At 50.7% G+C, this 14,353-nt stretch carries 12 protein-coding genes; 8 read left to right on the forward strand and 4 right to left on the reverse strand.

The annotated features are described in order from the left end of the window. The first annotated feature begins 44 nt into the window (after window positions 1-44). Window positions 45-1,037, forward strand: a complete 993-nt coding sequence (asnA, locus tag AACS80_RS23495) for an aspartate--ammonia ligase (protein ID WP_135410602.1) — start codon at window positions 45-47, stop codon at window positions 1,035-1,037. Window positions 1,038-1,041: 4 nt separating this feature from the next. Here asnA and viaA read toward each other — a convergent pair whose 3' ends face one another. Together viaA and ravA are read right to left on the reverse strand one after the other, a co-directional pair. Next, the gene (viaA, locus tag AACS80_RS23500; RefSeq protein ID WP_130206834.1) at window positions 1,042-2,493 is read right to left on the reverse strand and encodes an ATPase RavA stimulator ViaA; all 1,452 of its coding nucleotides are present in this window, start codon (window positions 2,491-2,493) and stop codon (window positions 1,042-1,044) included. Next, window positions 2,487-3,983: an ATPase RavA gene (gene ravA / locus AACS80_RS23505; protein ID WP_138184022.1), complete on the reverse strand. Its 1,497-nt coding sequence runs from the start codon at window positions 3,981-3,983 to the stop codon at window positions 2,487-2,489. The genes viaA and ravA overlap by 7 nt, the downstream gene beginning before the upstream one ends. A gap of 222 nt (window positions 3,984-4,205) precedes the next feature. Here ravA and kup point away from each other — a divergent pair, with 222 nt between their 5' ends. The 7 genes from kup to rbsR all read left to right on the forward strand — a co-directional run bounded on the left by kup (window position 4,206) and on the right by rbsR (window position 12,111). Then, window positions 4,206-6,074: a low affinity potassium transporter Kup gene (kup, locus tag AACS80_RS23510; RefSeq protein WP_130206838.1), complete on the forward strand. Its 1,869-nt coding sequence runs from the start codon at window positions 4,206-4,208 to the stop codon at window positions 6,072-6,074. Between the two features lie 168 nt (window positions 6,075-6,242). After that, on the forward strand, window positions 6,243-6,662 hold the full coding sequence (gene rbsD, locus AACS80_RS23515) for a D-ribose pyranase (RefSeq protein WP_130206840.1): 420 nt from the start codon (window positions 6,243-6,245) through the stop codon (window positions 6,660-6,662). Between the two features lie 7 nt (window positions 6,663-6,669). Continuing rightward, on the forward strand, window positions 6,670-8,175 hold the full coding sequence (gene rbsA, locus AACS80_RS23520; protein ID WP_130206842.1) for a ribose ABC transporter ATP-binding protein RbsA: 1,506 nt from the start codon (window positions 6,670-6,672) through the stop codon (window positions 8,173-8,175). Between the two features lie 4 nt (window positions 8,176-8,179). After that, window positions 8,180-9,145 carry a ribose ABC transporter permease gene (gene rbsC / locus AACS80_RS23525; RefSeq protein ID WP_000211858.1) on the forward strand — a complete coding sequence of 322 codons (966 nt, stop codon included), beginning with the start codon at window positions 8,180-8,182 and terminating at the stop codon, window positions 9,143-9,145. 24 nt (window positions 9,146-9,169) lie between these two features. Then, window positions 9,170-10,060 (forward strand): ribose ABC transporter substrate-binding protein RbsB, encoded by an 891-nt coding sequence (gene rbsB, locus AACS80_RS23530; RefSeq protein ID WP_001056273.1) that lies wholly within the window; start codon window positions 9,170-9,172, stop codon window positions 10,058-10,060. Window positions 10,061-10,185: 125 nt separating this feature from the next. Beyond that, window positions 10,186-11,115, forward strand: coding sequence for a ribokinase (gene rbsK / locus AACS80_RS23535; RefSeq protein ID WP_138184023.1), 930 nt, complete (start codon window positions 10,186-10,188; stop codon window positions 11,113-11,115). A 3-nt stretch (window positions 11,116-11,118) separates the two neighbouring features. Next, window positions 11,119-12,111 (forward strand): ribose operon transcriptional repressor RbsR, encoded by a 993-nt coding sequence (gene rbsR, locus AACS80_RS23540; protein ID WP_131161512.1) that lies wholly within the window; start codon window positions 11,119-11,121, stop codon window positions 12,109-12,111. Here rbsR and mdtD read toward each other — a convergent pair. Together mdtD and AACS80_RS23550 are read right to left on the reverse strand one after the other, a co-directional pair. Then, a complete protein-coding gene (gene mdtD, locus AACS80_RS23545) occupies window positions 12,077-13,504 on the reverse strand; it encodes a multidrug transporter subunit MdtD (protein ID WP_130261126.1) in 1,428 nt (475 codons plus the stop codon). The genes rbsR and mdtD overlap by 35 nt on opposite strands. A gap of 22 nt (window positions 13,505-13,526) precedes the next feature. Beyond that, on the reverse strand, window positions 13,527-14,219 hold the full coding sequence (locus AACS80_RS23550) for a FadR/GntR family transcriptional regulator (protein WP_130222537.1): 693 nt from the start codon (window positions 14,217-14,219) through the stop codon (window positions 13,527-13,529). Between the last annotated feature and the right edge of the window lie 134 nt (window positions 14,220-14,353).

A 14,353-nucleotide genomic window follows, 5' to 3' on the forward strand; every position in this document is an offset into this window, starting at 1 on the left:
TTTTGTTGCTTAATCATAAGCAACAGGACGCAGGAGTATAAAAAATGAAAACCGCTTACATTGCCAAACAACGTCAAATTAGCTTCGTGAAATCTCACTTTTCTCGTCAACTGGAAGAACGCTTAGGGCTGATTGAAGTCCAGGCGCCGATTCTTAGCCGTGTGGGGGATGGTACGCAGGATAACTTGTCGGGCTGTGAAAAAGCGGTACAGGTAAAAGTGAAAGCTCTGCCTGATGCCCAGTTCGAAGTGGTTCATTCACTGGCGAAGTGGAAACGTCAGACATTAGGGCAACACGACTTCAGCGTGGGCGAAGGGCTGTACACGCACATGAAAGCCCTTCGCCCCGATGAAGACCGTCTTTCCCCGCTGCACTCGGTCTATGTTGACCAGTGGGACTGGGAACGCGTAATGTGCGACGGTGAGCGTCAATTCTCCACTCTGAAAAGCACAGTAGAGGCGATCTGGGCGGGAATTAAAGCAACCGAAGCTGCTGTTAGCGAAGAGTTTGGTCTGGCACCGTTCCTGCCGGATCAGATCCACTTCGTACACAGCCAGGAATTACTGTCTCGTTATCCGGATCTCGATGCCAAAGGGCGTGAGCGGGCGATTGCGAAAGATCTTGGCGCGGTATTCCTCGTAGGGATTGGTGGCAAGTTGAGTGATGGTCATCGCCACGACGTGCGCGCACCGGATTATGATGACTGGAGCACCCCGTCAGAGCTGGGCCATGCGGGTCTGAACGGCGATATTCTGGTATGGAACCCAGTACTGGAAGATGCGTTTGAGCTTTCTTCCATGGGAATCCGCGTGGATGCCGACACGCTGAAGCATCAACTGGCGCTGACCGGTGATGAAGATCGTCTGCAGCTGGAATGGCATCAGGCGCTGCTGCGTGGTGAAATGCCGCAGACCATCGGTGGCGGTATTGGCCAGTCTCGTTTGACTATGCTGCTGCTGCAACTGCCGCATATCGGCCAGGTTCAGTGTGGTGTATGGCCGGCAGCCGTTCGCGAGAGCGTCCCTTCTCTGCTGTAATCGTTTATCGCCGCCAGCGTCTGAGCAGGCGGCTTCGCATCCCGGTATCAAAGCGCCAGATATGATCGAAAATGCGCATGATGCCGGGTTTGCCGTGTGCTGACATCGCCACGGCGTGAAAGCGATGCTGATGTACCCGCTGCAACTCTTTCACTTTACTCGTCACATCGTCAGGCAACCGCTGGGCGATAAAATCAGAAATCACCACCGCATCAGCGTCAAACCATTCCCGACTTTGTAAGCGTTCCATAATGGCGCGAAAACAACTGGCCAGATCGGTGCCGCCACGAAACTGCTGACTTAAAAAGCGGATCGCTTGTTCAAGACCTTGTGGGCCTGAAAGCTCGTAACGGACGATCTCGGTGGAAAATAACATAATATAGCAGCGTCGATTTTCAGCGAGGGCTATGCGCATCAAGGCCAGGCAGAACGCTTTCGCACACTGCTCATTAAAACCGCCCATTGAGCCGGAAGTATCTACGCAGACAATAAACGGTCCACGCGGTTGTTCGTCGTAATCTTTATGTACCACCGGGCGTTCGATCACTTTTTCACGCCATGATTCACCGTGCAGACGATAGGTGAGCAACTGTTTTTCCACCAGCCGACGATAAAATTCATATTCCAGTTCAGTGATGCCCAGTGTCGCCAGTTCCGGCGGCAGAAGGCGTAAAATATCATCGCTTTGTTGCAGGCCATCAACTTGCTCAGGAACGGTTGCCGGTTCGCGCACCATAGTGCGGAAGGTTTCCATCTGCGCATCGTTGCGGGGTATTGATTTGGCCTCGCGCGAACGTCCCAGCTGTTCCGCCAGACGTTTCAGTTCCGGCTGTTCGTTAAGAAATTCCCCGTATTTCACAATCAACTGATAGTCGCCGCGTTTAAGCTGACCGGCGCTCATATCCCACAGACGACCGGCTGCGGTGTTGTTATCTGCCAGAACTGGTTCGAGCTGTCCGCTTAATGTCATGCGTTCCTGAACTTCGCTCAACAGTTGTTCGCGTTCTTCTTCTAATAACTGCTGATTCAGGGTCGTCGCTTGCACAATCAGGCTTAAGCGCCAACGCTGGAGAAAAAGCGTATGCAATGACGGAGTGATAGTGCTGTTAGCATCAACCAGCTGTCGGGCTTGTTCGGCCCACGGGGAATTCAGACGATGCAGTAAGTCCAGAATCTGCGGTAGCTGCACAATAAACTGCGGCGTGGAGAGAAGCTGGCTTTGCTGATAGCACATGACCTCTTCAGTGAGTTCCGGCGGGACACGCGTATCTTTCAGACGGCTATGCAGCACCTCACGCCAGCGGGGAATATCATCGGTGATTGCCGCCTTGAGGCGCGGGAATTTTTCAAAGAATACCACCAGCTGCGGTGAGGCCAGCAGCGCGATGATCATCTCTTCGATCAATCCCTCTTCGCTGACGGCCAGCATCACATTGAGCGTATCCAGTGTTAGCATTGTTGCGCCTGGCGAATCTGGGCACCGACATCCTGTAGGCTGGCTTCAATGCGACCTAACCAGTCGCCAGGGATAAACAGACATTTTTGCTGTTCGCTGAATAAAATGTGTTGCTTACGCCAGTCGCTTTCAAGCTCTTCCAGTTGTTGTTTTATTTCATCTGGTAGACCTTCAGCCGATGAACCGGGGAGCGTCAGCATACTGCCTTGTAAACTTACATCGCGTACAACCAGATGTTGGGCGCTATCAACTTCCAGATTCAGTTTCTGGGCAAAGCCGATACCGTTCAGTTTGCCACGAATTTCACCACCTTTGCTCAGCCACTGTTCCAGCGCGCTACGCTCAAAGGAGATATGAACTACTTCCATATCATGCAGTTTTAACGGTTTTTGCAGCAGCAGAGTCAGATTGGAAGCAGTAACGTTGACAGGAAGCTGATACTGCTGACGACGGCTGAAAATGCCGCCCAGACGAATTACCGTTAAGGCTGTTTTATCGCTTTGTTGCTGCTGGAGTTGCAGACGACGTTGCACAATCGCGCCCAGGCGGGTCAACATCCCCTGCTGTTGCCAGGCATGACCGGTCATCAATAAATCAATTTGTTGTTGAATCAAATTCAGGCTTTGCGCGTCATACCACAGGCAATCTTTCAGCAAGATAAGATCAACCGGGGCAACAGCACTGCGACCACTAAAAAAAGCGCTGGCCTGCAATAAGCGGATCGCTTTTTTCCAGCGACGATCGGAGACGTAAGGCGCATCCGGTAATTTATCCAGTTGCTGGCGCAGCATAAAAATCAGCTCAAATACATGATCGGGCAGCGTAATTTCACTAATCTCTTTTTGCCAGCGTTCATATTCTTCATCAGTGACCTGCAAGGCGGCAGGAACCGGATTGTTATTTTCATCTTGTTGGCTGGTCAGCATGGAGCGGAAATTCGCTTTATCCTGCACTTTATCTAACCACAGACGAATCAGCATGCGGTCATATAACGCTTCCAGACTGCTGTCTGCTTCCGGCAGCTCGTTGGAGGCCGCCACGAGCAAGCGCATCGGGATTTTTTCGACATGAGCACCGTTACGGAATTGACGTTCGTTAATGGCGGTTAGCAGGGTATTAAGAATTGCCGGGCCAGCTTTCCAGATTTCATCCAGAAAGACGATTTCTGCTTCCGGCAGGTAACCGCTGGTTAAGCGTTCATAGCGTCCCTCATCTTTTAACGCCTGAATGGAAAGGGGGCCAAAAACTTCTTCCGGGGTGGAGAAGCGGGTCATCAGATATTCAAAATCGCGCGCATTCTGGAAGGCGAATTTTAAGCGACGGGCGATCAGACTTTTAGCAATACCTGGGGGGCCAAGCAGGAACACGCTTTCACCACTTAATGCCGCTAACAAACACAGGCGGATGGCGTGGCTACGTTCATAAAGCCCCTTTTCCAGCGCGCTGCTCAGGCGGGAAATTCTTTCCGCTAATAAATGAGGGTGAGCCATAATGAAGTGGCGTCCTTTCGTCAAAAGTTCTGCGTAAATTGCGAGTATAGACGTTTCTTGCTGGTGGCAAAAATAGTCTCAAAGAAGGGATATTTTTCTTTGAGCCAGGTTAATGTGGCCGCATTTAGGAGTACGATTTTGCCGTTAATCGTGCATACTGAGCGCTTTTTTGTGGGCCAAGGGACTACGCACACATTTCATATTTCAACGAAAGACTAGTCTATGAGCACTGATAATAAGCAATCGTTGCCCGCGATAACCCTCGCGGCGATTGGAGTTGTCTACGGCGATATTGGTACCAGCCCGTTATATACACTTCGTGAATGTTTGTCCGGCCAGTTTGGTTTTGGCGTTGAACGCGATGCCGTGTTTGGCTTTTTATCGCTGATCTTCTGGCTGCTAATCTTTGTGGTTTCCATCAAATACCTTACCTTCGTGATGCGCGCGGATAACGCCGGTGAAGGGGGGATCCTGACGTTGATGTCGCTTGCCGGGCGTAATACGTCGGCGCGAACCACATCAATGCTGGTGATTATGGGGCTAATCGGTGGCAGCTTTTTCTATGGCGAAGTCGTCATAACACCCGCCATTTCGGTGATGTCTGCCATTGAAGGTCTGGAAATCGTCGCCCCGCAACTGGATACCTGGATAGTTCCCCTCTCAATCATCGTTCTTACTTTACTGTTTATGATTCAAAAACATGGCACGGCTATGGTCGGTAAGCTGTTTGCGCCGATCATGCTGACCTGGTTTTTGATTCTGGCAGGGCTGGGGTTACGTAGCATTATTGCTAACCCGGAAGTGCTGCATGCGCTGAATCCGATGTGGGCAGTGCATTTCTTCCTTGAATACAAAACGGTTTCTTTTATTGCATTAGGGGCAGTTGTGCTGTCGATTACGGGGGTCGAGGCACTGTATGCCGATATGGGGCATTTTGGTAAGTTCCCGATTCGCCTGGCGTGGTTCACTGTCGTCTTGCCTTCCTTAACCCTTAACTACTTCGGCCAGGGAGCGCTGTTGTTAAAGAACCCGGAAGCGATTAAGAACCCGTTCTTCCTGTTAGCACCGGATTGGGCGCTAATCCCGCTGCTGATCATCGCTGCACTGGCAACGGTGATTGCCTCGCAGGCAGTTATCTCTGGCGTTTTCTCATTGACGCGTCAGGCGGTACGTCTGGGATATCTTTCGCCGATGCGTATCATTCACACCTCCGAAAGGGAGTCAGGGCAAATCTATATTCCGTTTGTGAACTGGATGCTCTATGTCGCGGTCGTGATTGTGATTGTCAGCTTTGAGCACTCCAGTAACCTGGCAGCGGCGTATGGGATTGCGGTGACCGGAACTATGGTACTGACGTCTATTCTTTCGACTACCGTGGCGCGTCAGAACTGGCACTGGAATAAGTATTTTGTTGCGCTGATCCTGATAGCCTTCCTTTGTGTCGATATTCCATTGTTCACCGCTAACCTCGATAAACTGCTCTCCGGCGGCTGGTTGCCATTGAGCCTCGGTACGGTGATGTTTATCGTGATGACCACCTGGAAGAGCGAGCGTTTCCGCCTGCTGCGACGGATGCATGAACATGGTAACTCTCTGGAAGCGATGATTGCTTCGCTGGAAAAATCACCGCCCGTTCGCGTTCCCGGAACCGCGGTGTACATGTCGCGTGCAATCAACGTCATTCCCTTTGCGCTGATGCATAACCTGAAACATAACAAGGTATTGCATGAGCGGGTGATTCTGTTAACTCTGCGTACCGAAGACGCGCCATATGTCCATAACGTCCGTCGGGTACAGATTGAACAACTGTCGCCCACTTTCTGGCGCGTGGTGGCAAGTTACGGCTGGCGGGAAACGCCAAACGTGGAAGAAGTCTTCCACCGCTGTGGCCTGGAAGGGTTAAGTTGCCGGATGATGGAAACCTCCTTCTTTATGTCCCATGAGTCGTTGATCCTCGGCAAACGCCCGTGGTACTTACGTTTGCGTGGCAAACTGTACTTGCTGTTGCAGCGTAATGCACTGCGTGCACCAGATCAGTTTGAAATCCCACCAAACAGGGTTATTGAACTAGGTACTCAGGTCGAAATCTAACGCCAGACGCCTCCTTTCTCCATAAAGGGGGCGTTTTTGTTTTTCATGCTTAATCACGATGTAAAACGTTTCGATGTTGATCACATTTCAGTAACGTTGCGATGGTTTTCTCTGTTCAGTCAGGATTAAACTGCTGGTCAGCGAAACGTTTCGCTGATGGAGAAAAAAATGAAAAAAGGCACCGTTCTTAATTCTGATATTTCGTCGGTGATCTCCCGTCTGGGGCATACCGATACGCTGGTGGTGTGTGATGCTGGTTTACCCATCCCAAAAAGTACAACGCGTATCGATGTGGCATTAACCCAGGGCGTACCTTCTTTTATGCAGGTACTGGGAGTTGTTACGAGTGAAATGCAGGTTGAGGCAGCCATTATCGCGGAAGAGATCAAACAACATAATCCGCAACTCCACGAAACGTTGCTCACTCACCTTGAGCAGCTGCAACAACACCAGGGAAACACCATTGAAATTCGTTACACCACGCATGAACAATTCAAACAACTAACCGCAGAAAGTCAGGCGGTAATTCGCAGCGGAGAATGTTCTCCGTATGCGAATATCATTCTCTGTGCTGGCGTGACGTTCTGAGGTCGTCATGGAAGCATTACTACAGCTTAAAGGCATTGATAAAGCCTTTCCGGGCGTAAAAGCCCTCTCGGGCGCCGCGTTAAATGTCTATCCGGGCCGCGTAATGGCGCTGGTAGGCGAAAACGGCGCGGGTAAATCCACCATGATGAAAGTGCTTACCGGTATCTATACTCGCGATGCCGGTACGCTTTTATGGCTGGGGAAAGAAACGACATTTACCGGGCCGAAATCTTCCCAGGAAGCCGGGATTGGGATTATCCACCAGGAGCTGAACCTGATCCCGCAGTTGACCATTGCCGAAAACATTTTCCTCGGTCGTGAGTTTGTTAATCGCTTTGGCAAAATTGACTGGAAAACCATGTATGCCGAAGCGGATAAATTGCTGGCTAAACTTAACCTGCGCTTTAAAAGCGACAAGCTGGTGGGAGATCTTTCCATCGGTGACCAGCAAATGGTTGAAATCGCCAAAGTGCTGAGCTTTGAGTCGAAAGTCATCATTATGGATGAACCGACAGATGCGCTGACTGATACCGAAACCGAATCCCTGTTCCGCGTCATTCGCGAGCTGAAATCGCAAGGGCGCGGCATTGTCTATATCTCCCACCGCATGAAAGAAATCTTCGAGATTTGCGATGACGTTACCATTTTTCGTGACGGGCAATTTATTGCCGAGCGTGAAGTGGCATCACTGACCGAAGATTCGCTGATTGAGATGATGGTGGGCCGCAAGCTGGAAGAGCAGTATCCACACCTGGACAAAGCGCCGGGAGATATCCGCCTGAAAGTCGATAATCTCTGCGGGCCTGGTGTTAACAACGTCTCTTTTACCCTACGCAATGGCGAAATCCTTGGCGTCTCTGGTTTGATGGGCGCGGGGCGTACCGAATTAATGAAAGTGCTCTATGGCGCACTGCCGCGCACCAGCGGTTATGTCACGCTGGATGGGCATGAAGTTATTACTCGTTCACCGCAGGATGGTCTGGCAAACGGCATTGTGTATATCTCTGAAGACCGTAAACGCGACGGTTTAGTACTGGGCATGTCAGTAAAAGAAAATATGTCGCTGACTGCGCTGCGCTACTTCAGCCGTACTGGCGGCAGTTTGAAGCATGCCGATGAACAACAGGCAGTGAGTGATTTTATTCGCCTGTTCAATGTGAAAACGCCATCAATGGAACAGGCAATTGGCCTGCTCTCCGGTGGCAATCAGCAAAAAGTGGCGATTGCCCGCGGTCTGATGACGCGCCCGAAAGTACTTATCCTTGATGAACCTACCCGTGGTGTAGATGTCGGCGCGAAAAAAGAGATCTATCAACTGATCAACCAGTTCAAAGCCGATGGCTTGAGCATCATTCTGGTGTCATCAGAGATGCCAGAAGTATTAGGCATGAGCGATCGCATCATCGTCATGCATGAAGGGCATCTCAGCGGGGAATTTACTCGTGAGCAAGCCACCCAGGAAGTGTTAATGGCTGCCGCTGTGGGCAAGCTTAATCGCGTGAATCAGGAGTAAAAAAATGACAACCCAGACTGTTTCTGGTCGCCGTTATTTCACGAAAGCGTGGCTGATGGAGCAGAAATCGCTTATCGCTCTGCTGGTGCTGATCGCGATTGTCTCGACGTTAAGCCCGAACTTTTTCACCATCAATAACTTATTCAATATTCTCCAGCAAACCTCGGTGAACGCCATTATGGCGGTCGGCATGACGCTGGTGATCCTGACGTCGGGCATCGACCTGTCCGTCGGTTCTCTGTTGGCGCTGACTGGCGCAGTTGCTGCGTCTATCGTCGGCATTGAAGTCAATGCGCTGGTGGCTGTCGCTGCCGCACTGGCATTAGGTGCCGCAATTGGTGCGGTAACAGGGGTGATTGTGGCGAAAGGCCGCGTCCAGGCGTTTATCGCTACCCTCGTGATGATGTTATTGCTGCGCGGCGTGACTATGGTTTATACCAACGGTAGCCCAGTGAATACCGGCTTTACTGAGAACGCCGATCTGTTTGGCTGGTTTGGTATTGGTCGTCCGCTGGGCGTACCGACGCCAGTCTGGATCATGGGGATTGTCTTCCTCGCGGCCTGGTACATGCTGCATCACACGCGTCTGGGGCGTTACATCTACGCGCTGGGCGGCAACGAAGCGGCAACGCGTCTTTCTGGTATCAACGTCAATAAAATCAAAATCATCGTCTATTCTCTTTGTGGTCTGCTGGCATCGCTGGCCGGGATCATTGAAGTGGCGCGCCTCTCCTCCGCACAACCCACGGCGGGGACTGGCTATGAGCTGGATGCTATTGCTGCGGTGGTTCTGGGCGGTACGAGTCTGGCGGGCGGAAAAGGTCGCATTGTTGGGACGTTGATCGGCGCATTAATTCTTGGCTTCCTTAATAATGGATTGAATTTGTTAGGTGTTTCCTCCTATTACCAGATGATCGTCAAAGCTGTGGTGATTTTGCTGGCGGTGCTGGTAGACAACAAAAAGCAGTAATAACGACTACAGGACATCTTGAATATGAACATGAAAAAACTGGCTACCCTGGTTTCTGCTGTTGCGCTAAGCGCCACCGTTAGTGCGAATGCGATGGCAAAAGACACCATTGCGCTGGTGGTTTCCACACTCAATAACCCGTTCTTTGTATCGCTGAAAGATGGCGCGCAGAAAGAGGCGGATAAACTCGGCTATAACCTGGTGGTGCTGGACTCCCAGAACAACCCGGCGAAAGAGCTGGCGAACGTGCAAGACTTAACCGTTCGCGGCACCAAAATTCTGCTGATTAACCCGACCGACTCCGATGCAGTGGGTAACGCCGTGAAGATGGCAAACCAGGCGAACATCCCGGTTATCACCCTTGACCGTCAGGCCACGAAAGGCGAAGTGGTGAGCCACATTGCTTCTGATAACGTACTGGGCGGCAAAATCGCCGGTGATTACATCGCGAAGAAAGCGGGCGAAGGTGCCAAAGTTATCGAGCTGCAAGGCATTGCCGGTACATCCGCAGCCCGTGAGCGTGGCGAAGGCTTCCAGCAGGCTGTTGCTGCTCACAAATTTAACGTCCTTGCCAGCCAGCCGGCAGACTTCGACCGTACCAAAGGTTTGAACGTAATGCAGAACCTGTTGACCGCTCATCCGGATGTGCAGGCAGTGTTCGCGCAGAATGATGAAATGGCGCTGGGCGCACTGCGTGCGCTGCAAACTGCTGGTAAATCGGATGTGATGGTCGTCGGATTTGACGGTACACCTGATGGCGAAAAAGCAGTAAATGATGGCAAACTGGCAGCGACTATCGCTCAGTTACCCGATCAGATTGGCGCGAAAGGTGTCGAAACCGCGGACAAAGTTCTGAAAGGCGAAAAAGTTCAGGCGAAATATCCGGTTGATCTGAAACTGGTTGTTAAGCAGTAGTCTTAGTCAGGTTTTATAACCTGATAGTGGCATCAATACGTCATCGACAGATGAACGTGTAATATAAAGAAAAGCAGGGCACGCGCCACCCTAACCCGGTGGCGCATTTTATGGACATCCCGAATATGCAAAACGCAGGCAGCCTCGTTGTTCTTGGCAGCATTAATGCTGACCATATCCTTAATCTTCAATCTTTTCCTACTCCAGGCGAAACCGTAACCGGTAACCACTATCAAGTCGCATTTGGCGGCAAAGGCGCGAATCAGGCGGTGGCAGCAGGGCGTAGCGGCGCGAATATCTCGTTTATAGCCTGCACGGGCGATGACAGTATTGGCGAGAGCGTACGTCAGCAGCTCGCTACTGATAACATTGATATTTCACCTGTAAGCGTGATCAAAGGTGAATCAACAGGTGTGGCGCTGATTTTTGTTAATAGTGAAGGCGAGAACGTCATCGGTATTCATTCCGGTGCTAACGCTGCCCTTTCCCCTGTGCTGGTAGAAGCACAACGCGAGCGTATTGCGAATGCCTCAGCATTATTAATGCAGCTGGAATCACCACTCGAAAGTGTGATGGCAGCAGCGAAAATTGCCCATCAAAATATGACTATCGTTGCGCTTAACCCGGCCCCGGCTCGCGAACTTCCTGACGAACTGTTGGCGCTGGTGGACATTATTACGCCAAACGAAACGGAAGCAGAAAAGCTCACCGGTATTCGTGTTGAAAATGATGAAGATGCGGCGAAGGCGGCGCAGGTACTGCATGAAAAAGGTATCCGTACTGTACTGATTACTTTAGGAAGTCGTGGTGTATGGGCTAGCGTGAATGGTGAAGGTCAGCGCGTTCCTGGATTCCGGGTGCAGGCTGTCGATACCATTGCTGCCGGAGATACCTTTAACGGCGCGTTAATCACGGCGTTGCTGGAAGAAAAACCATTGCCAGAGGCGATTCGTTTTGCCCATGCCGCCGCTGCGATTGCCGTAACACGTAAAGGCGCACAACCTTCCGTACCGTGGCGTGAAGAGATCGACGCATTTTTAGACAGGCAGAGGTGACGCTTGGCTACAATGAAAGATGTTGCCCGCCTGGCGGGCGTTTCTACCTCAACAGTTTCTCACGTCATCAATAAAGATCGCTTCGTCAGTGAAGCGATTACCGCCAAAGTTGAAGCGGCGATTAAAGAACTCAATTACGCGCCATCAGCTCTGGCGCGTAGCCTCAAACTCAATCAAACACATACCATTGGCATGTTGATCACTGCCAGTACCAATCCTTTCTATTCAGAACTGGTGCGTGGTGTTGAACGCAGCTGCTTCGAGCGCGGTTATAGTCTTGTCCTTTGTAATACCGAAGGCGATGAGCAGCGAATGAATCGTAATCTGGAAACGTTGATGCAAAAGCGTGTTGATGGCTTGCTGTTACTGTGCACCGAAACGCATCAGCCTTCGCGTGAAATCATGCAACGTTATCCGACAGTGCCAACCGTGATGATGGACTGGGCGCCGTTCGATGGCGATAGCGATCTCATTCAGGATAACTCGTTGCTGGGAGGCGATTTAGCGACGCAATATCTGATCGACAAAGGTTATACTCGTATCGCCTGTATTACCGGACCTCTGGATAAAACGCCTGCACGTTTGCGACTGGAAGGTTATCGGGCGGCGATGAAACGTGCTGGCCTCGACATTCCTGATGGCTATGAAGTGACTGGCGATTTTGAATTTAACGGCGGGTTTGACGCTATGCGACAGCTGTTATCACATTCGCTGCGTCCTCAGGCGGTCTTTACCGGAAATGACGCAATGGCAGTGGGTGTTTACCAGGCGTTGTACCAGGCTGGATTGCATGTCCCGCAGGATATCGCGGTGATTGGTTATGACGATATTGAACTGGCACGTTATATGACGCCACCGCTCACTACTATCCATCAACCGAAAGATGAATTGGGAGAGCTGGCGATTGATGTACTCATCCACCGAATGGCGCAGCCAACCTTACAGCAACAACGATTACAACTTACTCCGATTCTGATGGCGCGCGGCTCGGCTTAGATTTTTGCTGGCGTTTAATCAAATTATTACCATCAGTTGCCTTCAGGAGCATGAACATCGCTGCTGAAGCAACCGTAATCATCCCCATCGTAATAAACGTATAGTGGAATTGTTCAACAATCGTCGTACCTTCCATCCCTTCGTAAACGCGAAGAACGGCTGCGCTAACGGCTACACCTAAACTGATCGACAACTGTTGCGTGACAGCCAGAACGCTATTACCACTGCTGGCGTTGTCATCGGTCAGATCGGCAAGTGTTATGGTATTCATCGCGGTAAATTGCGTCGACATCGCCATCCCTAAAATAAACAACGGCAAAATTAGCATCCAGATCGCCATTGCCGGAGATTGCAATGAGAACTGGGCGATCATCAAACCAATAATCACCGTAATTCCCACTAACGTATGGCGATAGCCCAGACGCCGTAAAACCTGCGTAACCATCGATTTCGCAATAATGGAGCCTAACGCTATCGGTGCCATCATGCAGCCAGCAATAAACGCCTGATAACCAAATCCTACCTGTAACATCAATGGCATAAGGAACGGTACACAGCCGGTCCCCAGACGGGTTGCAATATTGCCTACGATACCGATCGAGAAAGTGCGGGTTTTAAATAAATTTAATGAAATTAATGGGTTTGGCGTTCGTCGCGCATGGAGGATATAGAGAAGCAGTAACACTATGCTGGCCACAATGACCGTCAAGGCTATCCAGGTTTCAACAATTTTCTCACCAAACAGCTCTATTCCACTTGAGAAGAGCACAAGGCTAAGACCAAACAGTAAGAAACCAGTGATATCAAATTTTCGACGTGCTGTGGTGAAGTTGGGCATATGTTTGCGAGCGTAAAGAAGGCCCGCAATACCAATGGGAATATTGATTAAAAAGATCCAGTGCCATGTTGCCCACGTGACTAACATACCCCCAAGAACGGGCCCTAAAATCGGCCCTACCAGACCCGGCATGGCGACAAAATTCAGTACTGGAAGGAGTTCATTGCGTGGGTATGCGCGCAGTAACGCCAGGCGAGCGACCGGCATCATCATTGCGCCGCCTATCCCCTGAATAACACGGAAGACAACCAGTTGTGGCAGCGAGTTTGAGAGTGCGCAGGCCAGAGAACCCAACGTAAACAAGCTAACGGCAATGGTGAAAACGCGGCGTGTGCCGAAGCGGTCGGCCAGCCATCCGCTGACCGGAATAAGCATCGCCACCGTCAGCGTGTAACTGATGATGGCCGATTGCATAGCGAGGGGGGAGCGATTAAGACTATGAGCGATATCGGGTAGGGCTGTATTCAGGATAGTGGCATCAAGTGCCTGCATGAAGAAAGCCATCGCCGCAATCCATGGCAAACCCGCCATACTGCGCTTCTTTTTCTCGCTCATTCAATGTCCCTTTGTCTGGTTATCACTTATCCGGAGTGTGTAGTAGCGCCTGACAAGCCTTAAATGCCGCGTTGCCATCGCTTTGGATAATCGCATCGACGATCGCCTGGTGCAGATCCAGCTTTATCACGGTGTCACTGGTTATTGACGTGAAGTAAGTGTGATAAACCGAATGGAATAGCGAGGCGAAAGAGGTCAAAAACGGATTGGCGCTCATTTCATAGATGTGCTCATGCCAGGCCATATCGACCTCAACCCAACGTTCTCGGCGAAAGTTATCTTTTAATGCGACCATTTCGGCCATTAGCGTGTTGAGATGCGCCTTCTGTTCTGCTGTTCCTACCGTTGCAGCCAGTAAACAGGCTTGCGGCTCCAGACAGATACGCATAACCAAAAAGTGATCAATGACCTGATGAAAGTTCTCTTCTGTCATCCACCAGGTGAGTAATTCCTGATCAAGAAAGTTCCAGTTGGATTGTGGCATGACCCGAGTACCAATTCGTGGACGCGGTAAAACCATCCCCTTTGCCGTTAACGTCTTGACCGCTTCGCGTACCGCAGTACGACTCACACCAAATTGCTCACCCAGTTCAATTTCACCCGGCAAAATGGTGCCAGGTGCGTATTCACCTTTTAAGATTCGTTGTGCCAGCTTCTCAGCCAGAACATATGAAAGGTTTTTCTGTGCAGCTAACTGTTGTGCGCTTAAAGGCATTACTTATCTTCCTTTTTCTTTTTATTCCTCTTTAGTATGCCACCTGGAAGTGTGATTGCGGTTGCAAAAACGGCAAATTGCTTGTTTTATGGCACGCTTACAGGTGTTTTGCTGAAAAAACGCGCATTCGGAAA

Source organism: Escherichia sp. E4385 (assembly GCF_963883145.1).
GTDB lineage: Bacteria > Pseudomonadota > Gammaproteobacteria > Enterobacterales > Enterobacteriaceae > Escherichia.

Excerpts from the sequence above, each read along its gene's own strand:
- asnA (WP_135410602.1), top strand. The coding sequence starts at position 45 with ATGAAAACCGCTTACATTGCCAAACAACGTCAAATTAGCTTCGTGAAA.
- viaA (WP_130206834.1), bottom strand. The coding sequence starts at position 2,493 with ATGCTAACACTGGATACGCTCAATGTGATGCTGGCCGTCAGCGAAGAG.
- ravA (WP_138184022.1), bottom strand. The coding sequence starts at position 3,983 with ATGGCTCACCCTCATTTATTAGCGGAAAGAATTTCCCGCCTGAGCAGC.
- kup (WP_130206838.1), top strand. The coding sequence starts at position 4,206 with ATGAGCACTGATAATAAGCAATCGTTGCCCGCGATAACCCTCGCGGCG.
- rbsD (WP_130206840.1), top strand. The coding sequence starts at position 6,243 with ATGAAAAAAGGCACCGTTCTTAATTCTGATATTTCGTCGGTGATCTCC.
- rbsA (WP_130206842.1), top strand. The coding sequence starts at position 6,670 with ATGGAAGCATTACTACAGCTTAAAGGCATTGATAAAGCCTTTCCGGGC.
- rbsC (WP_000211858.1), top strand. The coding sequence starts at position 8,180 with ATGACAACCCAGACTGTTTCTGGTCGCCGTTATTTCACGAAAGCGTGG.
- rbsB (WP_001056273.1), top strand. The coding sequence starts at position 9,170 with ATGAACATGAAAAAACTGGCTACCCTGGTTTCTGCTGTTGCGCTAAGC.
- rbsK (WP_138184023.1), top strand. The coding sequence starts at position 10,186 with ATGCAAAACGCAGGCAGCCTCGTTGTTCTTGGCAGCATTAATGCTGAC.
- mdtD (WP_130261126.1), bottom strand. The coding sequence starts at position 13,504 with ATGAGCGAGAAAAAGAAGCGCAGTATGGCGGGTTTGCCATGGATTGCG.
- AACS80_RS23550 (WP_130222537.1), bottom strand. The coding sequence starts at position 14,219 with ATGCCTTTAAGCGCACAACAGTTAGCTGCACAGAAAAACCTTTCATAT.